This window comes from Thiomicrospira microaerophila (assembly GCF_000934765.1).
Taxonomy (GTDB): Bacteria; Pseudomonadota; Gammaproteobacteria; order Thiomicrospirales; family Thiomicrospiraceae; genus Thiomicrospira; species Thiomicrospira microaerophila.
In genome coordinates this window covers 1-21,223 of sequence record NZ_JYNN01000033.1, presented here as the reverse complement: position 1 = coordinate 21,223, position 21,223 = coordinate 1, and the positions used below count along the sequence as shown (strand labels likewise).

The window sequence follows — 21,223 nt, the reverse complement described above, 5'->3', positions numbered from 1 at the left end:
TTACTGCGGCGCACTCAACAACTGATCTAGATTACGCAAGTCATCAACACTCAACACGCCGAGTGTATTTTGCAGTTGAAGCTGGGTTAAGAGTAAATTATGCAAGGCCGCGGCTAGATTGCTCTGCGCATCAAATAAATTGGCGCGGGCGCTCACCACGTCAATCATATTACGCAGGCCGACACGATAGCCCTCTTCAGCCGCTTCTAAAAACGCCTCACCGGATTTCACCGCTTCACGCAGTGCGCCCACCAGTGCATGACCGCGCTCTAAATTACGCGCTTGAACACGCACGTTAAGGCGCGCTTGTTCTTGGGCATCACGCAATGCATTCGCCGATGACTCGGCTTGAAAACGTGCTTGATCGACCTGTGAGTTAATTCGACCACCGGTATAAAGCGGGACAGAGGCAACAACCGATAATCCGGTATTATGGCCGTCATTACAGCCTTGACTAGAACTACAATGTGTATAACTATGCGCCGCGCGTAAACTCACGTTCACCGATTGGGTTGATTGTTTAGCTTCAACTTCTTCATTTGCAATGCGCTGCTGCTGCTGCGCTAGACGTACCAATAGATTTTCGGTCTGTGCTTGGGCTTCCAATACCGCTTTATCCAACCTAGGCTCGGTGATTGCGGTATCCAACATTAATTGTTTAACCTGACCAAGCGTTTGACCTGTTAATTTCGACAGGGTTTCATAGGCAATATCCAAATCGTTTTCAGCGCTAATCAAGCTCGACAGCGTAATGTCATAGGCAGAGCGGGCTTGCAATACATCCGTGCGACTGGCCAACCCCACCTCCGCCGAGGCTTGTGCGCGTTCCCACAATATCTTATCCGCCTCCATTTTTGATTTAGCCAGCATGAGTTTTTGCTCAGCAAGTAGCACATCAAAATAGGCCGACGACACACGCATCATTAATTCTTGCTGGGCTAATTGAAAATTGACTTCAGCGGTTTCAACAATATGTTTAGCTTGAGCGTGGCGACTAAAGGCTTCACGGTTATAGAGTGCCTGATTAAGCTCAACCTCCACCACTTGTCGGTTGTTAGACTCACCCAAGTCAGGGTGAGAATAGAGTGCGGAGCCTGAAATATTTGGCAGCAACAAGGATCGAGCCTGTGTCATCACTTCACGTTCCGCATCATAGTTCGCGCGAGCTTGCGCGAGCTTGGCATCGTGCAACACGGACATTTGATAAACATGCACCAGGCCTGGTGCTTTGGCTTGGAGGGTGATCGCGCTAAATGAAACCCCGAGTGCTAGCGCAAGGGATAGCAGTTTGGAAGTTCTAAAACCGCTAAAGTCGTTAAACGTCTGATTGAGTGTATTATTGCGCTTTTTCATCATGCCAATCCTTAAAAGGGTGTTTACTTAAACTGATATTGTAATACTTTACGTCATCCGTCACTTCTCTGCCAACCCAGTCGCGCAGGGACAGGGCTTGGGTTTCAGATTCTAGCTCAACCTCGGCAACCACTAGACCCGCATTATCACTAAAAAACTCATCGATTTCCCACACCAAGTCATCCACCTCCACAAGATGGCGAACCTTCTCAATAACGGGGCCAACTGTCAGTTTTTTTAGCATTTTTTCAGCATCCGCCACCGGTATCGCGTATTCATATTCATCACGACTCAGTCCTATTTCAAGGCTCTTAATATTAATGTTCGCCTGCTCACCTTCTATGCGAATACGCACTGAGCTTTTGCTTGAACTTTCCTCAATTTGATTCAGATAACCCTGCACAAATCGGGTCTGTTTGACTACCTCTTGCCGCCAATCATCATTTTTTAATAAAAACTTACGTTCAATTTCTCGTGCCATAACTATTAACTATTCTCTTTATTTTTTCAACCAGGCCTGGTTGTACTTTTGCCAATGAGGTTGGTTTGGATTATCTAGGATAACCGCTAGTTCTTCACATTGTACTTGATACTGTGGCGGCGTAAGCCAACCGCGCATTAACTGAAACCGCAGATAAACTAAATAAGTGTTAATCACATCCAACTCGCAATAGTCGCGAATACCTTTAATATCCCCTGCCCTATACTGATCTAACACCCCCGCACCGCTGAGCCCCATCTTGCCGGGCAATCCGAGTAGCATCGCAATCTCGTCCAACTTCGCCACGGCACGGGGTTGATAACCCGCCATCACGTCCATTAAATCGATGTGTGCAAACTGATAGCGACTAATGTAATTATTCCATTTGCGCTCACGATTAAAATCGCCCATATCCCAGTAGGTTCTGGCGGGGATACCATGCAACAAGGCGCGATAATGCAAAACAGGCAAATCAAAACCGCCGCCATTCCAGCTCACCAAGGTCGGCTGAAAACGCTCAATGCCCTCAAAAAACCGTTCGATTAGGTTTTTCTCATCGGATTCAAGATCGCCAATCGACCAGATTTTAAGCAGGCTATCGGACTTAAGCACCGCTGAAATCGCCACAATTTTATGCAAGTAATGTTTTTGAAACTCACCGCCACTCTCAATCCGGCGTTTGAGATTGATGGCCTGCAACACATCCGCGTCCGACAAGTCTTCAAAGCCAAATACGCGCCGTGCTGCCTCAATATCGGGCACGGTTTCAATATCAAAAATAAGCGCTGGCGACATGCTTAACCTACTGGAAACACATTAGTTGAAAGATAACGATCACCGCGATCACAAATAATCGACACAATCAGCGCATTTTCAACTTCAGCCGCCAGCTTCAAAGCCGCCGCTGTCGTCCCCCCCGATGAAATACCGGCAAAAATACCTTCCTCAACCGCTAAACGGCGCGTCATGGTTTCAGCGGTTTGCTGGTCAATATCAATAATACGGTCCACGCGTTTAGGGTCGTAAATCTCAGGTAAATACTCCAGGGGCCAGCGGCGAATACCTGGAATAGATGCGCCTTCGGTTGGCTGAACGCCTACAATCTGAATAGAGGGGTTTTGCTGTTTTAAAAACATCGAACAGCCCATAATTGTGCCTGTAGTACCCATTGAGCTGACAAAGTGGGTTAGTTTTCCTTCGGTGTCGCGCCAAATTTCCGGGCCGGTAGATTGAAAGTGCGCCAACGGATTATCAGGGTTGGCAAACTGATTCAATACCACACCTTCTCCCGCTGCCTGCATCGCCAGCGCTTTATCGCGCGCACCCTCCATGCCCTCCGCTTGGGTCACCAGCATCAGCCTGGCACCATAAGCCGCCATGGAAGCACGACGCTCAATACTCATATTGTCGGGCATCAACAAAATCATTTTGTAACCCAACATCGAAGCCGCCATCGCCAATGCAATGCCCGTATTGCCGCTGGTCGCTTCAATCAAGGTATCACCGGGTTTAATCTCACCGCGTTTTTGCGCCTGTAAAATCATATTCAGCGCAGGACGATCTTTTACCGAGCCAGCGGGATTATTGCCTTCTAGCTTAACCAGCACTACCGACCCGGTATCTTTGTTAACCAAACGCTGCAACTGCACCAAAGGCGTGTTGCCCACTGTATCCATTAAGGTTTTAAACGCCATAAGGCCTCCTAGCTTGCTATCCATAATCCAACTGCTATCAACATCGGCATGGTTAAGTTTATCACTACATTCCATGCCAAGGCAGGCTGTAATTGCTCAATGGATTGATAATGTTGGTTAACTTTAATAACCAAGGGCAAAGCCAAGCCCAACATTAAACCGCCCAACAATCCCCAAACAGGCACACAACCCAACGCCACCAGGCCTGCTAGGATAATAAACGCCGCCGCTAAAAAACCGCTAAACACCCGTACACCGGTTTTTTCACCAAAGGCGATTAAGAGATTGCGTCGCCCAACCTGCCGGTCTGCCTCCAAATCAGGGTATTGGTTTAACAGTAATAAATTATTCACTAAGAAAAACGGAATCAACGATAGCGCAAACGCTATACAACTGTAACTGCCGGTTAACACATAATAAGCCCCCATGACCATCAAGGGTCCAAAGCCTAAACCTGGCGCGATCAAACACAGCCAAGGCGAACGGGTTATTGTCGGAGTATAAAGCAACACGACGCCCACGCCGATCAAACCGATAGGCAATAAGCCCCAACCCGTCAACCAAACAAAATAAAGCCCAAGGGCAATCACAACGCCTAACAAGCCCAGTCCAATCGCTTCAACCCGATTAATCAACGCGCTGTTTTGTTGCAGCGCCCCACTGCCACCGCTAAACGGCGTGCGTTGGGTCAAGTCATCTAAGCCTGAGCGTGCATCATGCGCCTCATTGAGCATATTAACACTGGCATGGGCGGCCAGTGCGCCTAACATTACCAAGATAAACAAACTGATCGAAAAGCTGGCATTATCATAATAAGCCAGCGCCGTTGCCATCAACATCACCGACAGGGTCAGCAATAAAAACGGCGGACGACTGGTGGCGACAAGTGTGCGGAGTGGGCTGAGTGAGCTGACATGCGTTTTAGCGTTTGTGTTCATGGCAGATAACCCTCCATTCTGCGCGCCCATCCTGCCATCCAACGTTGCTCATTGCGCGCAGCGGGAGCGAGTTCAATCCTTCGCTGTAAAACAGTTTTTGCCGCTTGTGAAAAGGCCGACATCAAAACAACATTATCTTTGAGTTCCTCTGCTTCTGGCATGGCTTGCAACACCTGTAACAAGCCCCAGCCCTCGCCTTGATAACGCTCTATGGGATTGGTTCCCCAGCCTTTAAAATTCACATAGTCAATCAAGCCATACTGGCCGTGTCGCGTTTGCATCAACTGATTAAATTTAGCCTGAATCTGCGCCGCTTCCTCGGGTTGCAAGCCTTGGGTCAAGTCGGGTGCGCGTTGTTTAAAACGCTGAACAATAAACGCTATTTGCTGTGCCTTGGTATCTTCCAACCAATCGCGTAAATCCGCCATATCAGCGGATGACCAGGCCTGGTCGAACTCGGCTTTGGTTTGCCAAGGTGGATGCGGCTGTTGGATCCAATCAGGTGCGGGGTGGCTTTGAGCAACAAAATCGACCATTTGTGAAAAAGTGGCCTCAAACGGCAAATCAAGTCCAGCGGGCAGCCAAATAAAATGACCTAAACCAAACGAAGGAAACTCCTCTGCCGAGCTCCAAAAAGTTAAGTGCGCTCGCTGCCCACCGGTTTCATTTTGAAAAATGCGCTCACCAATCCACTGGTAATCTTCAGCACTTAGGCTATCGGCCCTTGCTGAATAAGGCAACACGCTTAAGAACAAGACCGATAAAAATAAACGCTTCAAGATCACAATCAACGCTACCCAAATAACCCAATTAACGGCGGCGGCGTTGAACGCCTGACTTAGGCATCGTTCTGACACCTGTTTTTGACTTTGAACTCGGTCGCGCCGCTTTTGCCGTTGAAGCGGCACGCTGATCTGGACGGTTTTCTGCTGGCAAATCAACCGACTTTAGTAAGCGATTCACCTCTTTCCAATCGAATTCGCGGGTTTGTCCACGACGAAGGTTAGCGGGTAAACTAAACTCGCCATAGCGTATGCGCATTAAACGACTCACCTGTACACCTTGCGACTCCCATAAACGACGCACTTCACGATAACGCCCTTCTTTCAAGATAACGCGATACCACTGATTTTGTGCATCCTCATCTGAAGGAAGTCGCGAAACAAAATTAAACTTAGCTTCACCGTCTTCTAGCATCACGCCTTGACGCAAGGTGGTTAATATCGCCTCGGTCACCTCGCCAAAAATCCGAACGGCATACTCACGCTCGAGCTCAAAAGAAGGGTGCATTAAACGGTTCGCTAACTCGCCATTATTGGTCACTAACAACAAACCACTGGTGTTTATATCTAGGCGCCCGATTGAAATCCAACGGCCATTTCGAATGGGCGGCAACTGTGAAAAAATCGTATCCCTTTCTTGCTCATCGGAACGACTACACACCAAACCATCCGGCTTGTGATAATACAAAACCTGCGTGGGTTGCTGCTCTAAACGCGTGGCTTTAACGGTATGACCGCGCACTTGAATCTTATCGGTTTCCACTGCACGATCGCCCAGCTTGGCCGTGCGACCATTAAGCTGCACCAAACCCTGCTCAATCATACGCTCGATTTCGCGCCTTGAACCAAAACCGCCGCGTGCTAGCATTTTTTGTAATTTTTCGCCTTGAATCATGTTTATAAACTCTTTGATAATAATTTTAATAATTTGAGTATTCTAGTGTATTAAGTTAGAACTGTGTTGTGTTTGTTTGTCTGACAGAAAATGATTAATCTGTTGATCAAGCTGCTCGATTAATCGCTCTTTCGAACTCAGGCCTAAATCCTGTAATAACTTATCCGTTGTGACCCACAGGGTCGGGTGCCCTGGCACTTGTTTTACGCCAGCGGATTTCACCCAGCCATGCTGTTTTAATTGATTCATAATCTGTGTACTCACCGATACACCACGAATCGCCTCAACTTCGGCACGCGTTACAGGCTGACGATGCGCCATAATCGCTAGGGTTTCCAATAAAGCGCGTGATAACTTGGGTGGGCTTTGCTCAAAAAGTGAATATACCCAGTCCAAATAATCTTTTACCACCTCAACGCGATAACCCGCGTCAGAAGGCACTAATGCCACACCCGAGTGCGCCAAACATGTTTGAAAAACATCCAACACCGCATTTAAGTCTGGCGCTTTAACTTTTTTAAAGTCCTGATGACTATTGAGTAAGCGCAGCATATAGGTTTCACTCAAAGGCTGTTGGGCACTCAACAGCCATGCCGTGACAACAGGATAGAGCGCCTGCTGCGTTGTCGTCAACCCCTCAAAACGCATGCGGCCCGCCTAACTAAGATATCTGCATACGCCTCCGTTTGCTCCAAACAAATAAGCTGTTGGCGCCATAACTCAAGCAAAGCGATAAAAGTAACAACCAGGCCTGGTTTTCCCTCGCTGATGACCAATAAACGCCATAAGGATACTGGCTGATCCGTCAGCTGCTGCATCACCCAATCAATCTTGTCGGTTATTTCAATCGGCTCCTCACAGACTTGATGGACACTGCGCATGGCGGCACGTTGCAATAGCTGCTGCATCGCTAGAAACAAACCGTCTAAATCAATATTTGCCACCACATCCGTTGGCGGCGCCACTTCAAGCTGAATTGGCCACAAATCCCGCCCAACGATTTTTAAACTATCTAACCAACGCGCACCCTGTTGATAAGCCTCGTACGCCAAGAGTTTTTGCATCAACTCCGCGCGCGGATCATCCGGTTCACACGGCACCTCATCCTCCTGCGGCGGCTTAGGTAATAACATGCGCGACTTAATCTCTGTTAACCAGGCTGCCATAAACAAATACTCGCCTGCCAACTCAATATCTAACTGTTGCATCAAGTCAATATACTGCTGATATTGCTGTGCAATCTCGAACACAGGAATATCAAGAATATCAAACTTGTTTTTACGAATTAAAAACGAGAGTAGATCCAGCGGCCCCTCAAAGTCAGTGAGCAATACTTTGAGCGCATTCGGAGGGATATACAAGCCTTTAGGCGCCTCGACAATCGGCGTACCCTGCACAATCGCAAAGGGGGCGACACAAGACGTTAACACAGGTGGTAACATGATCTAAACAACACCAACCATTTTAAATAGCAGTTGTTGAATAAACTGATAAGGGCCGGAAATTAAAAAAGTTAACACACCAAAAAACAATAACCCAAGCAAAATAAACAAACCATAAGGCTCTAACCGATTATATTGCCACGCCAAACGATCTGGAATAAATGCAGAAATAATTCGACTACCATCTAACGGCGGAATCGGTAATAAATTCAATACCATGAGAATAATGTTAATACTCACCCCAGCAATACCCGAATAAATCATAAACTGACCGATATCAGGCGAACTGGCCACCAGCATAAAGCCGATTTTCAAGATCACAGCCCAACCTATCGCCATGATTAAATTAGCCGCAGGTCCTGCCAATGCCACCCAGGCCATATCGGTTTTTGGGCGTCGCAAGTTACGCTGAGTAACTGGCACCGCTTTGGCCCAACCAAAAATAAAACCACCAAAAGCGAGCAACAAACCTGGCACCAAAATTGTGCCCAATGGGTCGATATGCTTAATAGGATTAAGTGTGACACGTCCAAGCATCCGTGCTGTTTTATCACCTAACTTTTCCGCTGACCAAGCATGTGCCGCTTCATGTAACGTAATGGCAAAAATAACGGGCAACGCCCAAATAGAGAGCTGCTGAATCAGCGTCAACTCACTCATTGACATCATGGGTTAAATGGTCCTTGACCTTGACGCACTAACACTGGTATCTCATCGGTAAAATCAATCACAGTGGTCGGCTCATACCCACAAAACCCACCGTCTACCACAGCATCAAGTGCATGCCCCAGTTCCTCTTGAATAGTCCAGCCATCTGTCATGGGTAAGGCTTCACCTGGCAAGATCAAACTCACCGACATCAACGGCTTGTCAAAGAAACTTAATAGGGTTTGAGTGATCTTATTCGGTGTCACACGTAAACCAATCGTTTTGCGCTTAGGATTTTGCAAGCGTCTTGGAACCTCACGGCTCGCGGTTAACAAAAACGTATAAGCCCCAGGCAAGCTGGCTTTAAGATAACGAAACTGGCTATTACCAACTTTAGCATAATGTGAAAGATGACTTAAATCGGGGCACATCAAAGTAAAATCATGCTTATCAGACAACTGGCGCAACTGACGAATACGCTCCGCACCCTCTTTATTATCCAACAAACAACCCAGCGCGTAGCCTGACTCAGTTGGATAAGCAATCACCCCGCCCTTTTCTAAAATCGTCACAACTTGCTTCAACAAGCGCGCCTGCGGGCTCTCAGGGTGCACATTAATATATAAACAATCCGCCATTCAACACTCTCAACCTTTTATAAAATAAAGCAAATTATAACAACTATCTCCACCACCATGTTGACATTCCACACCCAAACACTAAGCGCGGCGCCAGCTAGTGCCCTCTTTGCTGTCTAATAGCTCGATGCCTTGCGCCAATAATTCATCACGAATTTCATCGGAACGCGCCCAGTTTTTGTCGGCGCGTGCTTGGGTGCGTTGGGCTATTAAATCCGCAATCGCCTCATCGCTTAGCCCTTGCGCTTGGCCGACTTGGTTTTTAAAGAAAGCCTCTGGGGTTTCAGTCAATAACCCTAAACGGTTCGCTAGGCTTTGCAGCAAAGCCACTAGCGCAGGTTGTTTAGTTTTGTTTATTTCTTTGATCAACTCAAACAACACCGCCATCGCTTGCGGGGTATTAAAATCATCATCCATCGCCTCGTTAAATTTGCGCTCAAATTCGCTACCCGCGATAACCAGGCCTGGTTGGATTGTCGCCGCTTCTAGCGCGGTATATAAACGCGCAAGATTGGTTTTCGCAATGTCTAGGTTTTCAATCGTGTAGTTTAACGGGCTGCGATAATGACTCGATAACAAGAAATAACGAATGACTTCTGGGTGATAGTCTTTTAGCACTTCACGAATCGTGAAAAAGTTATTCAGCGACTTGGACATCTTTTCATTGTCCACACGCACAAAGCCAACATGCATCCAGGTATTAACATAATGTTCGCCATGCGCACATTCGGATTGCGCGATTTCGTTTTCATGGTGTGGGAACTGTAAATCCATCCCGCCGCCATGAATATCCAAACGCTCGCCAATGCACGAACCCGACATCGCCGAACATTCAATATGCCAACCCGGTCTACCTTGCCCCCAAGCCGAATCCCAAGCGGGTTCGTTTTCTTTGGAGGCTTTCCACAATACAAAATCCATCGGGTCTTGTTTATTCGGATTCACTTCAACCCGCGCACCCGCTTCAAGATCATCTTGCTTTTTACCGGACAAACGACCATAGGATTCAAAGGATTTCACCTTGAAATAGACATCGCCATTATCTGCCGCATAGGCATGACCTTTGTCAATCAGGGTTTTCACTAGCTGTTGGATTTCCGGGATAAAGTCAGTCGCTTTGGGTTCAATATCTGGGCGCAAAATATTCAACGCGGTTTCATCTTCGTGCATGGCACGGATAAAGCGTTGCGTTAGGCTTTGCACCGATTCTTTATTTTCAAACGCACGGTTAATTATCTTGTCGTCTATATCAGTGATGTTGCGCACATACTTCACCTCTAGTCCACGCGCACGCATATGGCGCACCACCGTATCAAACACCACCATCACCCGCGCATGGCCGATATGGCAATAGTCATACACCGTCACACCACAAACATACATCCCCACCTTGCCAGGCACAATCGGTTTAAATGCGTCTTTCTGACGGGTTTCAGTATTGTAAATATGTAAATCCATAAGTCTCTCAATTATTTAATTCATTCGAAATGCTTAGTCACTCAATGAAGGCCGCATTCCCACGCAGGAGCGTGGGAACGAGGTTAAAAAACCTGTCATTGCGAGGAGCACAGCGACGCGGCAATCTCTCAAGGCCGTGCTCAGTCTGCAAGAGATTGCCACGGCCTTTGGCCTCGCAATGACGCAAGTTGGTTCGGTCCGCGTTGCCATTTAGGCCTCGTTCCCACTGTCCTCAGTGGGAATGCATACCAATCTATCAGACAGCTTCGTACTCAAAACAATAGGCATCACTCTCTACCGGTCTGCATTCCCACGCAGGAGCGTGGGAACGAGTTATAACGCGAAACGGGCTCTGCAACTTTTTTCACTTGAGCCACCACCTTGTCATACAAGGTTTCTGGGGCAATATCAGCTTCATTCGGCCACAGCAGGGTTCCGGCATCCACGCGTGCTTGAGCAAAAAACGCTTTATCTTTCAACGGTTCAAAAACGCTACCCTTCGTCAAATACTCGCTCAAATCCACTTCGCCTGCCACTCCATCGTCATAAGCGATATAAAAACGATATTCGCCACTATATTCAGCTTTAACAATCTCATTAAAATGCCACATGCTGAACCCTCCTATCAATCTAAAGGATCAATTTTTTTAATTTCTTTGCCATCAACCGCCAGTAACCAGTCATCTTCAAGCGCAGTCTGATTAGAATCAATCCATTCACGCACAAGCTTCGTTGCGGTTTTTGAATTCAAATCACCTTTAAGGATATTGCCCTTGAAATCAAAAATTGCATGCTGACCTGAATATTCAACATGAACATGCGGTGGATTGTGATCATCAAAAAACATTCGGATAATAATTCCGAAAAAACGAGATATTATTGGCATAATGATAAACTCATTTATTAATCCATCTCAATCTATTCGCTCCAGGTGTCGCGTAGGCCGACGGTACGGTTGAATACCAGGCCTGGGTGTTTGTTATCGCGACAGAAATAGCCTTCGCGCTCAAATTGATAGGCCAATTCTTTTTGCGCATCCACCAGGCCTGGCTCTACATAGCCCTTTTTAATCACCAAAGAATTGGGGTTTAATACCGCTTCAAAATCCTCGGCCTTAGCTGGGTTGGGTACACTAAACAAACGATCATATAAATGAAACTCGGCCTCAACCGCTTTGCTGGCTTCTACCCAGTGAATCACGCCTTTGACTTTACGACCATCGGCTGGGTTTTTGCCTAGCGTTTCTGGATCATAGTTACAATAAATCGTTTTTAGTTCGCCGTTTTCATCGTTTTCAAACCGCTCGGCCTTGATAATATAGGCATTACGCAAACGTACTTCCTTGCCCAATACCAAGCGTTTGAAATGCTTATTTGCTTCTTCACGGAAATCATCACGATCAATGTAGACTTCACGACTAAAGAAAATCTCGCGCTTCCCCATTGCCTCATTTTGCGGATGGATCGGGGCTTGAATCGATTCAACCTGCGCTTCAGGATAGTTTTCAATCACCAGCTTCACTGGATTCAAAACCGCCATTGAACGCGGTGCATGAACGTTTAGGTCATCACGCACCGCCGCTTCTAAAATCGACATTTCGGTAAAGCTATCGACTTTGCTGATACCGATGCGTTCCGCAAAATCACGCAAAGAGGCGGGCGTATAACCACGACGACGTAAACCTGAAATGGTTGGCATGCGCGGGTCATCCCAACCCGACACCAATTTATCATCCACCAACTGATGCAGCTTACGCTTTGACATCACGGTGTATTCCAAGTTCAAGCGCGAAAACTCATACTGACGCGGACGCGTGGCATTGGGCAGGGTAATATTGTCCAAAATCCAGTCATATAACCGACGGTTATCTTGGAACTCTAGGGTACACAACGAATGGGTCACACTTTCAATCGCATCAGAAATACAATGCGCAAAATCATACATCGGGTAGATACACCAGGCATCACCGGTTTGATGGTGGTGCTGGAAACGCACGCGATATAAAATCGGGTCTCGCATACACATAATCGGCGAGCTCATATCTATCTTGGCACGCAACACACACTCGCCTTCTTTGAAGCCCCCCGCGCGCATTTTTTCAAGCAATTCGCGGTTTTCAGCTGGCGGAGTATCACGATAAGGACTAGGTTTACCGACTTCAGTCAGGGTTCCACGGTACTCGCGTTGTTGATCTGCGCCCAAAAAGCACACATAAGCCAAGCCCTTATCCACCAGCTCCAACGCATAGTGATAAAACTGTTCAAAATAACTTGAGCTATAACGAATCTCACCCGACCACTCAAAACCTAACCATTGCACATCACGCTGAATCGAGTCCACATATTCCATGTCTTCTTTGGCAGGGTTGGTATCATCAAAACGCAAGTTACACTGCCCGTTATAATCGAGCGCCAAGCCAAAATTCAAGCAAATCGATTTTGCATGACCGATATGTAAATAGCCATTGGGTTCAGGCGGAAAGCGGGTTTGGATAGCGGGATGTAATCCTGAGGCTAGGTCTTCATCAATGATATTTCGAATAAAATGTGTGGCGCGTTCGCCGTTTTCAGCATGACTCATTGCACAATCCATTGGGTTAATGATAAATGCCGCTATTATAGCAACCTCAAGGCCAATAAAGTGAGCAGAAGTTAAGCTTCATTCACAAAAGTCATCAACGAATTACGAATTTCAGGCAAAGCCGTGTCTTCAAGCATTAACTCGTCCAAACCATCATTTTGATAAGCCAGCATTTCTGCACTGCGATAAGTGCCATAGACCGCCTCAGCCACAACCGAGTTCGCGACTTTAATCATCGCTACTAATGCCCTAACTTTGGGTGTCACTATCGATGCACACGCAGAGTTATGATGCAACAAGATGGCACTCAGCATATCCAGTGGCAAATGCCATTTCTTCCCCAACAACACCCCCACCGCGGCATGATGGGAACCATAAGTCGCTTGTTCTTTTTCTAAAATCAAATGTGGGTTTGAGTGACCATTTTGAAACAGCTTGCCATAGTTTTCAGGATCTTTAGTGGCAAACATCAGGGAACCCGCATTGTGAAACAAACCCAGCATATAGGCTTCATCACGAGAGACATCTGCCACCCACTCCGATAACTCGGCCATGCAAAACGCCACATCGACACCATGTCCCATGATGTCTTTATACAACTGCGTAGAGTTGAACATTTTTTCGAGCAATACTGACGTCACAAGATTTCGAATATTCGTAAATCCTAAATTACTCACCGCATCAACAATATTTTTACACTCACTTCTCATCTTCATAGAGGGTGAATTAGCTACTCTTAACACCTCGCCTGACAAGGTGGTATTTTTTTCAATAATCGCTGCAATACTTTTACTGCTGACAAACTTGCTTTGTAGCTCCGCTTCAAGTGCGATAATTTCTGCGGGTAGCTCTGGTAATTTGACGCCTCTAATCGCCATCATCGCTTGGCGAAGGGTTTGCTCCATGCTCATCGTGTTATTCTCGTTATTTTATTGTCCAAATGGTATTTTTTTAAAAATCAATCTGGGTTGACAGCCATAATTGCTGCTGCCCTAATGTTTTATCCAAGCCTTGCGCGAACCCAAAGCTCACAGGTATCAGCACCCGGTACCCCAAGACCGCTTCCAAGGTCAATTGCGCCCCCACAGACGACAAACTCTTGTCTTGGGTTAGTGCGTTATCAAAGAATATTTGACCATATAAATCACGTACACCCAGTGGATACACCTGCCAGTTTTGCTGGATACGCGCTAAGGGCGCACGATATTCTAGGCTGCCCAGCACAAATCTATTGTCAATAATACTCGAAGCCGCATAACCGCGCAAAGGATAATCTGTACGTGCAAACAGTGATGATGAGAACACGCCGGTATCCGAACCCAATACAAAAGGATGCGCTGTGTCTTGGGCATAGCCTGCCGCAAGGCGAGTGTAGAGTAGCTGCGACTGATGAATATGCCAATAGTGTTTAAGATCAAACTGCGTTCGATAACCCGCGTAATCCCCATCCTGTAACGCATGGCTATCTAGCGCCCAATACCCCTGCCATCCACTCGCTGGGCTAATGCTATAACGATAGGTTTGTGTTGAATCCCAATGCAACACCGCGCTAATATCGCCACGCTGACGTTTCGGCTGTTGTGCTAAGCGTGGGTCACGCCATGCATCCTGAGTTTGTTCATGTATCAAGCCTAAATGCACGGCAAGTTGGTCATGCTGAAAATTCATCAGATTTAAGCGTGCAAATATCGCCTGATCTCGGGCACGCAAAAGCACCAATTCATTGGAATTTAATCTATTGTAACCTTCTTGCCAGCTCCGCTGCAGCTGGATTAAATAGCGATTATCCATTTGATAACTCAACTGCCCAAAAGGCATCTGCGCCAAATCATCATAAGCCAAAGTGAGCTGATAATGATGGCGCGCCAACGCATCCTGACCGTCCAGCATCACCCCCCATTGATTTCGGTTTTCGGTCAGATTAAAAATCGGCCACCAAACCTGCGGTCTTAAACTGGAATAGGGTTGATAGGCTTTAGGCGCTGAAAGCGTGATAGTATTGGAAACATCTTCGAATGAAACAGCGGTTTTTTCTAACCAGGCCTGGTTGTTATTTTCAGGTATTTTAATGTTTTGCTGTAACTGATTTATTTTGGCCAATTCAACCCAGTCATAACCCTGGGCAGAATACAACTGATAAACAAGATTACCCTGCTCTGTTAGCCAGGGTTGAAAGGCGCCGCTAGTTATATTGGTCAAACCAACAACTTCAGAAGTATCTCTATCCAATTGATAAACTTGGTAAACCGAAGTGTAGTTAGCCGAAAACACCACTGAACGGCCATCGGTGCTATAACTCGGGTCGGCTTGATTAAAGCTGTTATTAGTTAGCCATTGCCATTGTTTGCTAACCAAATCAAACTCCGCTAATTGCCAACTACCGAAAGCGGGTTTTTTCATCGCCAGGATTTTTTGTTCCGTTGGATGCTTGTCCATCTGCCCTAGCACCGTTTGCTCATCACCCTGCCACAAGACCTCCAACAACGCACCTTGGTCCGATAATAAATGCAATTCAGACACGCCAGCGACCTGACGACGCGCAATTAACTTATCCTCACCCAACCACAAAGCTTGGCGATAACGTTGATGATGGGTAAGTCGCTGCCAGCTTGCGCGGCCTGATGGCGATGCATCCCACAACCACAAATCGGCATAAGAACGATTTTGGCGATTATCTCGCATTTGCGACATCACCACACGCCCTTGTCCAGACACATCAAACGCGCCGGGATATGCCGTGCGGGCTATCTCACGTTGCGATGCAACGCCTTGCTGCCAGCGCTGCTCAATCAAACGAGGCATGGCATGACCGTCGGCTTCAATTCGATACAAAGCCTGGTTGCGCCAAACCCCCGCATAGCTTCGCCCGCCTTGGTTGCTAATCTTGATAATATTACTAATGGCTTCACCCAGTCTATCGCTATCACCCGCCGCCAAGGGCGAATAGCGATAGCGCAACCAGGCCTGGTAGCGGTTCCAAACCTGTTTAAAATCCTCGCCCCACACCCGTCTGGCCGTCGGATTCATCCAATAAGGAATCAGGTTATAGCTATAGCTGCGCAACCAAAGTTCGAGCGCCTGTTCACCGTACACCTCAGCAAGAAAGCGATAAAAATACGCGCCGTATAAATACGCCTGCCCCGCTGGCCAATCGCGATTTAAGCCTGACACCCGACCAACTGAAACCAAGCCACGCGCCACTTCCGCACGCATTTGCATCGCATAATAATCACTTTGTCCGCGCCCAACGCCCCGTCTAGCATCGGTTTCCTGCTCAATCGCCAAGCCTTCAATCATCCAGAGCGGCTGAAACTGATGCGGAAAACTAAACACCTGACGACCAAAAACCGCACGCAACGCCGCTGGCAAACCTCTGGCCTGGTCAAGATGGAGGCTATGGGTGTATTCATGACGAATCAGCAAGGCCAACCAATCGCGGTAATCTTCCAACGAATTAATCGCGTCTGGCGCGCTGATAAAAAGCCGGTTTTGGTTAAACGGATAGACGCTAGCCCAGCCATTGGCGCTATCGACATCATCGCTCAGCACGAGATGTGTTTTGCGGCTCGGCGTCCAATTGAGGGTTTGACTCAGTTCTTGATGCACCTGTTCAGCCAAAACCGCCACGCGCGGCAACTGGTCAACAAGCGGTTCAGGCGCATACAAAATAAAATGCGGGGTCTGTTGAGTCCACCAGGCCTGGTTCGTTTGCCAACCGACACTCATTGGATGGGTAATAGGATTCGCTGGATTCGCCGCTGACGCTGGTGAAAGCCAAGCTGACAAAACCCAAGCCAGCGACAGCGACAAGCTTAAAAGCCAAACGGATAAGCCGCCTAAAAAGGGCTGTATGATCATATTTAGGGCACTTACTGCGGAAAATCAGGCCAAGGGTAACGGCTATTGCCGACCACCATAAAATGTGGGTTTAAAATTGTTTCAGTCGGCAGATATTGCAAATCGCGTCCCAGCGCATCGACGATGCGCCCGCCTGCCGCCTCCACAATCACTTGCGATGCGGCGGTATCCCAATGCGAAGTTGGTCCAAACCGAGGATAGACATCCGCTTGACCTTCGGCGACTAAACAGGATTTTATTGCCGAACCACAATGCACTGTTTTGGCGGGGGCAATCGCGTCAATAAACTGCTCAACCTTTTTACCATGCCGACGACTGACCGTCACATTAACCGGCGGTTTGATGAGCTTTCGCACACTAACAACCTGCTCGACACCCCGATCAACCTTGATCGCTTGGCCGCCTTTGTGCGCCATATACAACCAGTCAAATACCGGTACATACACCACCCCCAGCACCGACTCGCCATTGATCACCAGCGCGATATTGACACAAAACTCATCCGTACGTTCGATGAACTCTTTAGTACCATCCAGCGGATCCACCAGCCAAAAACAAGCCCAGGTTTCACGCTCTGAAAAAGGCGTGGCATGAATATTTTCTTCACTCACTACTGGAATATCAGGTGATAAACGCCCCAATGCTTGTCGAATCAGCTGGTCGGCTTGTTTATCCGCTTCGGTAACGGGTGAGCCATCGGCTTTTTTCTCGACACCACAGTCTTCACAGCGATACACCTGCAAAATCACCTCTCCGGCTTGGCGTGCAATTTCAGCCACATCGGCTAACCAGGCCTGGTAGAAGGTTGGGGATAGGTTCATGTAATTTTTCCTAGTTTTTGTAACATTAAAAGCAAGGCCGCATAAGCACGCCCTTCGCTAAAAGTCGGCTCGGCTAACAAGGCGCGCCAATCGCTAATTTTCCAAGGCACCACCTCTAAAGGTTCAGGCTCATCGCCTTCGGCTTGGGCTGGCTTTAAGTCACGCACCAAAACCAGATGGGTATGATGATCCATGTAACCCGCCGCCAAACTCACTTTATCCAAATAATCAATCTGTGATGGCTGATAACCGACCTCTTCAATACACTCGCGCACACTCGCTTCGCGCCAGGTTTCACCTGGATCAATTTTTCCTTTCGGAAAGCCGAGTTCATAGCGCCCGACACCTGCGCCGTATTCGCGGATGAGCAGAAATGTTTCCTCATCCAACATCGGTACAATCAGCACCGCGCCATCAGGGTGACCGATTAAACGCTCATAATCAACTTGGGTTCCGTTAGAAAATTGTAACTTTTGCGCTTGCACGGTAAAGATTCGTGATTTAAGCACGATATTTTCCGCTAAAATGTCAGGATGTTTTTTTGTTTTCATAAGAGCATAATACGCCAAGCGCGCCAAGGCTTCAACTGAGATCATAACCCTGGCTAAAAATAAGGAGAGACTATGCACCCCATCCCCTGGGATCAAATTGACACCGTACTGCTTGACATGGACGGCACGCTACTAGACTTACACTTTGACTGGCACTTTTGGTCGGAATATCTGCCAGAAGCTTACGCACGCCATCACCGGTTACCTTTAGACAACGCCAAGCGCTTTGTGCGCAATGCCATCAAACAACAAACCGGCACACTCAACTGGTATTGCTTGGATTACTGGAGCCGTCGGCTTAATTTGTCTGTCGCTGATTTAAAGCATGACCTCAAGCACCTAATACGCGAACATCCCGATGTTATCGAATTTCTCGGCCAGCTCAAACAACTTAACAAACAAGTGATTATGGTCACTAATGCCCACCGCGATAGCTTAGTCATCAAACTCGAACGCACCGCGATTGAACCCTATTTTGATCATATTATCTCCGCCCACGACTTCCGCACACCCAAAGAAGACATCCGCATTTGGGGCTTTATTCAACAGGTCGCCCCCTATGATCCAGCGCGCACCCTGTTGGTGGATGACAATATCCGCGCACTGAATACCGCTAAAGAATACGGCATCGCCCATTTATTAGCCGCCACCCACGTTAGCCCTTTGATGGATAAAGTTGATCCAAAAGGCTACCCCTGTTTTGAACATTACGCTGAAATTATGCCAATTAAAAAGAGTGTGTCATGAACGATTCAAATCCGCAGACTACTCAAACCACTCAAACCACCAAAGAAAAACTCAAAGCGCTTTGGCAAAACAAGTGGATTAACAATGGCGTTTGGTTAATCGGTTTTTTGGTGATTTACTTAACATTACGTCCGTTTATGCAAGGTGACGTGGTTAAAGACATCGCACCAAACTTCAGCGCCACCACCCTAGCGGGTGAGCAAATCCAACTCAGCGATTTCCAAGGCGAAGCGGTTTTGATTCATTTTTGGGCGACCTGGTGCCCGATTTGCGAATTCTCCCGTGATGGCATAGAAAAAGTGGCGCAGGACTATCAGGTTATTAGCATCGCCACCCAATCGGGTGATAACGCGACCTTGCTGGCCTATGCACAACAACACGAAATGAACCCCGCGCTGATCGTTAATGATGCGGATGGCGCTTTATTTAACCTTTACGGTGCGCGTGCGGTGCCGGCTGATTTTATTATCAATGCCAATGGCGAAGTCGCCTTTGTCGAAGTCGGTCTGAGCTCCAGCTGGGGAATGCGCGCGCGATTATGGTGGGCGAATCGCTAAATGCTAAGACACCTGCAACAACGCTTTAAAAAAGCCAAACTAGTAGATAACCCCGTTCATCGTTACGGCGGTGAAGTCGTACACACGGAGCAAGATGAATTTGGGCTGATTCAGGTCATCGACAGCCCGATTTGCCGCAGTTTACATTTTGATAGCGCCGTCAAACAAAACCGCTACTTTTTTAAAGCGCCGATGAGCCTCGCGTTTGAGTACCAACAAATTATCGAACAACAACTCTGGCAACGCCACATTGAAAAACCCTTGCAAAATTTATTAATGCTGGGTGTCGGCGGCGGTTCGCTGGCGAGCAAATTGTTTATCAGTCACCCGCAAGTGAGGATGACATTGGTTGAACTGCGCCCCACGGTGATTGAGATCGCCCATGACTTTTTTCACCTGCCCATTCACTCGCGCATTCAAATTCACACCCGCGATGCCGCCGTGTTCATTGAAGATAATCTCGATGAGTATGATGTGATAGTGGTGGATGTGTTTGATGATGATGGCATGCCAACACCCTTTAGCCAACCGCCTTTTTTAAACAACCTGTTAAATCAACTACAACCTGGCAATATGCTACTATTCAATCTCTGGCAAAGCACACCAGAACCGACGCTCGCCGTGATTGATTTTTTTGAAAAAGCCAGCCAAAACCAACCAGGCCTGGTGGAGTTGATACCGATTAAATCCAGCAATAACCTGATTCTAAGTTATGTTAGACATTAAATCATGAAACGCACTTACCCTGATTTTTACCCCGCCTGGCTCGACGACCGGATGCCGCCGGCTTTTCCAGATACCTCCACGGCGCTCGATGAGCCCAATGGACTGATTGCGATAGGCGTTGAATGCCTAACCCCCGAATGGATGCTCGCCGCCTATAGCCAAGGCATTTTCCCTTGGTCTGGCGATGACGAAGACATTACCTGGTGGACACCCAGCCCGCGTGCCGTGTTAATGACCGATCAAGTTCGCTACGCCACCAGCCTGCAAAAAACTTGGCGCAATGGCGGTTATAGGATTAGCTTTAACCAGGTCTTTAGCCAAGTGGTTCAAGCCTGTGCGCAAATAGCGCGCCCGGGACAAAACGGCACCTGGATTCGCAAAGACATGCAGGCCAGCCTAAAAGAACTCCACCAACAAGGCCATGCGCACTCGGTTGAAGTCTGGCACCAGAATGAATTAGTCGGGGGGCTTTATGGTTTGAGCATTGGCAAGATGTTTTATGGCGAATCCATGTTCGCCAAACAGTCCAACTGCTCCAAACTCGCGCTGGTCGCCCTTTGCCGCCATTTAGACCACTGGGGCTGGCCAATGATTGACTGCCAAATGGAAACCGCGCACCTAAAAAGCATGGGCGCCATCACCCTTGCGCGCCCCGCTTTTGAAAAAATCCTACACCAACAAACCCAGCAAACTCAACTAAACCACAGCCAGGCCTGGTTATTTAACCCTGAGTTAATGGAAGACTAAGGCCTTGAAAAACGCCGTCATCCCGGCGAAGGCCGTGATAAAAAAACCCGTCATCCCGGCGAAGGCCGGGATCTCTTGAGGATGTACACCGCAAGGCTTAAGATTCCTGCCTTCGCCGGGATGACGAGACGCCTTAATTTTGGATCAACGCATTACTGGCGGCGGTAAAACCTTTTAGCGATAGCTGCAAGAGGGTGTTTTCAGGCTGCCCTAATCCACGAATCCCGATCTTAGCCTTCTGCCCTGCTCTGAGTTGACGCCATACTTTATTATCTAACGCGATCACAGCGGCACAGCCGTTGGCGTT

At 47.7% G+C, this 21,223-nt stretch carries 24 protein-coding genes; 4 read left to right on the top strand and 20 right to left on the bottom strand.

The genetic code is table 11. The features are described from left to right. The 19 genes from NA59_RS10400 to nudE form a co-directional block, all read right to left on the bottom strand. A complete protein-coding gene (locus tag NA59_RS10400) occupies window positions 1–1,356 on the bottom strand; it encodes a TolC family outer membrane protein (RefSeq protein WP_083945045.1) in 1,356 nt (451 codons plus the stop codon). Continuing rightward, window positions 1,337–1,834 (bottom strand): CYTH domain-containing protein, encoded by a 498-nt coding sequence (locus tag NA59_RS10395; RefSeq protein WP_044412061.1) that lies wholly within the window; start codon window positions 1,832–1,834, stop codon window positions 1,337–1,339. The genes NA59_RS10400 and NA59_RS10395 overlap by 20 nt, the downstream gene beginning before the upstream one ends. 18 nt (window positions 1,835–1,852) lie before the next feature. Further along, the gene (locus NA59_RS10390) at window positions 1,853–2,629 is read right to left on the bottom strand and encodes a 3'-5' exonuclease (protein WP_044412059.1); all 777 of its coding nucleotides are present in this window, start codon (window positions 2,627–2,629) and stop codon (window positions 1,853–1,855) included. A gap of 2 nt (window positions 2,630–2,631) precedes the next feature. Continuing rightward, on the bottom strand, window positions 2,632–3,528 hold the full coding sequence (gene cysM, locus NA59_RS10385; protein ID WP_044412056.1) for a cysteine synthase CysM: 897 nt from the start codon (window positions 3,526–3,528) through the stop codon (window positions 2,632–2,634). Window positions 3,529–3,536: 8 nt separating this feature from the next. Further along, complete coding sequence (locus NA59_RS10380) at window positions 3,537–4,466, bottom strand: prenyltransferase (RefSeq protein ID WP_044412053.1); 930 nt, start codon at window positions 4,464–4,466, stop codon at window positions 3,537–3,539. Continuing rightward, a complete protein-coding gene (locus NA59_RS10375) occupies window positions 4,463–5,323 on the bottom strand; it encodes a hypothetical protein (RefSeq protein ID WP_157792599.1) in 861 nt (286 codons plus the stop codon). The genes NA59_RS10380 and NA59_RS10375 overlap by 4 nt, the downstream gene beginning before the upstream one ends. Then, the gene (gene rluB, locus NA59_RS10370; RefSeq protein ID WP_044412050.1) at window positions 5,277–6,143 is read right to left on the bottom strand and encodes a 23S rRNA pseudouridine(2605) synthase RluB; all 867 of its coding nucleotides are present in this window, start codon (window positions 6,141–6,143) and stop codon (window positions 5,277–5,279) included. The genes NA59_RS10375 and rluB overlap by 47 nt, the downstream gene beginning before the upstream one ends. 42 nt (window positions 6,144–6,185) lie before the next feature. Then, complete coding sequence (scpB, locus tag NA59_RS10365) at window positions 6,186–6,791, bottom strand: SMC-Scp complex subunit ScpB (RefSeq protein ID WP_044412047.1); 606 nt, start codon at window positions 6,789–6,791, stop codon at window positions 6,186–6,188. Then, the gene (locus NA59_RS10360) at window positions 6,773–7,585 is read right to left on the bottom strand and encodes a segregation and condensation protein A (protein WP_044412044.1); all 813 of its coding nucleotides are present in this window, start codon (window positions 7,583–7,585) and stop codon (window positions 6,773–6,775) included. Before NA59_RS10360 ends, scpB begins: the two co-directional genes overlap by 19 nt. 3 nt (window positions 7,586–7,588) lie before the next feature. Then, a complete protein-coding gene (locus NA59_RS10355) occupies window positions 7,589–8,254 on the bottom strand; it encodes a site-2 protease family protein (RefSeq protein ID WP_044412042.1) in 666 nt (221 codons plus the stop codon). Further along, window positions 8,251–8,871 carry an L-threonylcarbamoyladenylate synthase gene (locus tag NA59_RS10350; protein WP_044412039.1) on the bottom strand — a complete coding sequence of 207 codons (621 nt, stop codon included), beginning with the start codon at window positions 8,869–8,871 and terminating at the stop codon, window positions 8,251–8,253. Before NA59_RS10350 ends, NA59_RS10355 begins: the two co-directional genes overlap by 4 nt. Before the next feature lie 81 nt (window positions 8,872–8,952). Continuing rightward, on the bottom strand, window positions 8,953–10,329 hold the full coding sequence (gene cysS, locus NA59_RS10345; RefSeq protein WP_044412036.1) for a cysteine--tRNA ligase: 1,377 nt from the start codon (window positions 10,327–10,329) through the stop codon (window positions 8,953–8,955). Window positions 10,330–10,616: 287 nt separating this feature from the next. Continuing rightward, the gene (locus NA59_RS10340; RefSeq protein WP_044412033.1) at window positions 10,617–10,940 is read right to left on the bottom strand and encodes a DUF2442 domain-containing protein; all 324 of its coding nucleotides are present in this window, start codon (window positions 10,938–10,940) and stop codon (window positions 10,617–10,619) included. A gap of 14 nt (window positions 10,941–10,954) precedes the next feature. Further along, window positions 10,955–11,215, bottom strand: coding sequence for a DUF4160 domain-containing protein (locus NA59_RS10335; protein ID WP_044412030.1), 261 nt, complete (start codon window positions 11,213–11,215; stop codon window positions 10,955–10,957). Window positions 11,216–11,247: 32 nt separating this feature from the next. Beyond that, entirely contained in the window at window positions 11,248–12,909 is a 1,662-nt protein-coding gene (glnS, locus tag NA59_RS10330) for a glutamine--tRNA ligase (protein ID WP_044412027.1), read from the bottom strand. 71 nt (window positions 12,910–12,980) lie between these two features. Continuing rightward, window positions 12,981–13,820 carry an HDOD domain-containing protein gene (locus NA59_RS10325; protein ID WP_052501613.1) on the bottom strand — a complete coding sequence of 280 codons (840 nt, stop codon included), beginning with the start codon at window positions 13,818–13,820 and terminating at the stop codon, window positions 12,981–12,983. Between the two features lie 40 nt (window positions 13,821–13,860). Next, the gene (locus tag NA59_RS10320) at window positions 13,861–16,767 is read right to left on the bottom strand and encodes a hypothetical protein (protein WP_044412024.1); all 2,907 of its coding nucleotides are present in this window, start codon (window positions 16,765–16,767) and stop codon (window positions 13,861–13,863) included. A gap of 11 nt (window positions 16,768–16,778) precedes the next feature. Continuing rightward, window positions 16,779–17,588, bottom strand: a complete 810-nt coding sequence (gene cysQ, locus NA59_RS10315; protein ID WP_044412022.1) for a 3'(2'),5'-bisphosphate nucleotidase CysQ — start codon at window positions 17,586–17,588, stop codon at window positions 16,779–16,781. Beyond that, window positions 17,585–18,139 (bottom strand): ADP compounds hydrolase NudE, encoded by a 555-nt coding sequence (gene nudE, locus NA59_RS10310; RefSeq protein ID WP_044412080.1) that lies wholly within the window; start codon window positions 18,137–18,139, stop codon window positions 17,585–17,587. The genes cysQ and nudE overlap by 4 nt, the downstream gene beginning before the upstream one ends. Before the next feature lie 72 nt (window positions 18,140–18,211). Between nudE and yrfG the strand changes: the two genes are divergently transcribed. From yrfG to aat, 4 genes are read left to right on the top strand one after another with little or no spacing between them, the layout of a single operon-like run. Continuing rightward, on the top strand, window positions 18,212–18,886 hold the full coding sequence (gene yrfG, locus NA59_RS10305) for a GMP/IMP nucleotidase (protein ID WP_044412020.1): 675 nt from the start codon (window positions 18,212–18,214) through the stop codon (window positions 18,884–18,886). Continuing rightward, entirely contained in the window at window positions 18,883–19,443 is a 561-nt protein-coding gene (locus NA59_RS10300; protein ID WP_083945043.1) for a protein disulfide oxidoreductase, read from the top strand. Before yrfG ends, NA59_RS10300 begins: the two co-directional genes overlap by 4 nt. Continuing rightward, window positions 19,444–20,169, top strand: a complete 726-nt coding sequence (locus NA59_RS10295; protein ID WP_044412017.1) for a fused MFS/spermidine synthase — start codon at window positions 19,444–19,446, stop codon at window positions 20,167–20,169. 3 nt (window positions 20,170–20,172) lie between these two features. Continuing rightward, window positions 20,173–20,916, top strand: coding sequence for a leucyl/phenylalanyl-tRNA--protein transferase (gene aat / locus NA59_RS10290; protein WP_044412014.1), 744 nt, complete (start codon window positions 20,173–20,175; stop codon window positions 20,914–20,916). 133 nt (window positions 20,917–21,049) lie between these two features. Here aat and NA59_RS15820 read toward each other — a convergent pair. Further along, window positions 21,050–21,223 (bottom strand): invasion associated locus B family protein (locus NA59_RS15820; RefSeq protein ID WP_198401092.1); only part of this gene is annotated, 174 nt, incomplete at its 5' end.

Bases quoted from the DNA above. Each gene is read 5' to 3' on its own strand.
- rluB (WP_044412050.1), bottom strand. From the start codon at position 6,143: ATGATTCAAGGCGAAAAATTACAAAAAATGCTAGCACGCGGCGGTTTT.
- NA59_RS10355 (WP_044412042.1), bottom strand. From the start codon at position 8,254: ATGATGTCAATGAGTGAGTTGACGCTGATTCAGCAGCTCTCTATTTGG.
- NA59_RS10325 (WP_052501613.1), bottom strand. From the start codon at position 13,820: ATGAGCATGGAGCAAACCCTTCGCCAAGCGATGATGGCGATTAGAGGC.
- glnS (WP_044412027.1), bottom strand. From the start codon at position 12,909: ATGAGTCATGCTGAAAACGGCGAACGCGCCACACATTTTATTCGAAAT.
- NA59_RS10300 (WP_083945043.1), top strand. From the start codon at position 18,883: ATGAACGATTCAAATCCGCAGACTACTCAAACCACTCAAACCACCAAA.
- NA59_RS10350 (WP_044412039.1), bottom strand. From the start codon at position 8,871: ATGGCGGATTGTTTATATATTAATGTGCACCCTGAGAGCCCGCAGGCG.
- cysQ (WP_044412022.1), bottom strand. From the start codon at position 17,588: ATGAACCTATCCCCAACCTTCTACCAGGCCTGGTTAGCCGATGTGGCT.
- nudE (WP_044412080.1), bottom strand. From the start codon at position 18,139: ATGAAAACAAAAAAACATCCTGACATTTTAGCGGAAAATATCGTGCTT.
- scpB (WP_044412047.1), bottom strand. From the start codon at position 6,791: ATGCGTTTTGAGGGGTTGACGACAACGCAGCAGGCGCTCTATCCTGTT.
- NA59_RS10320 (WP_044412024.1), bottom strand. From the start codon at position 16,767: ATGATCATACAGCCCTTTTTAGGCGGCTTATCCGTTTGGCTTTTAAGC.
- NA59_RS10340 (WP_044412033.1), bottom strand. From the start codon at position 10,940: ATGTGGCATTTTAATGAGATTGTTAAAGCTGAATATAGTGGCGAATAT.
- cysS (WP_044412036.1), bottom strand. From the start codon at position 10,329: ATGGATTTACATATTTACAATACTGAAACCCGTCAGAAAGACGCATTT.
- NA59_RS10295 (WP_044412017.1), top strand. From the start codon at position 19,444: ATGCTAAGACACCTGCAACAACGCTTTAAAAAAGCCAAACTAGTAGAT.
- NA59_RS10360 (WP_044412044.1), bottom strand. From the start codon at position 7,585: ATGTTACCACCTGTGTTAACGTCTTGTGTCGCCCCCTTTGCGATTGTG.
- NA59_RS10395 (WP_044412061.1), bottom strand. From the start codon at position 1,834: ATGGCACGAGAAATTGAACGTAAGTTTTTATTAAAAAATGATGATTGG.
- NA59_RS10380 (WP_044412053.1), bottom strand. From the start codon at position 4,466: ATGAACACAAACGCTAAAACGCATGTCAGCTCACTCAGCCCACTCCGC.
- NA59_RS10400 (WP_083945045.1), bottom strand. From the start codon at position 1,356: ATGATGAAAAAGCGCAATAATACACTCAATCAGACGTTTAACGACTTT.
- NA59_RS10390 (WP_044412059.1), bottom strand. From the start codon at position 2,629: ATGTCGCCAGCGCTTATTTTTGATATTGAAACCGTGCCCGATATTGAG.
- cysM (WP_044412056.1), bottom strand. From the start codon at position 3,528: ATGGCGTTTAAAACCTTAATGGATACAGTGGGCAACACGCCTTTGGTG.
- NA59_RS10335 (WP_044412030.1), bottom strand. From the start codon at position 11,215: ATGCCAATAATATCTCGTTTTTTCGGAATTATTATCCGAATGTTTTTT.
- yrfG (WP_044412020.1), top strand. From the start codon at position 18,212: ATGCACCCCATCCCCTGGGATCAAATTGACACCGTACTGCTTGACATG.
- aat (WP_044412014.1), top strand. From the start codon at position 20,173: ATGAAACGCACTTACCCTGATTTTTACCCCGCCTGGCTCGACGACCGG.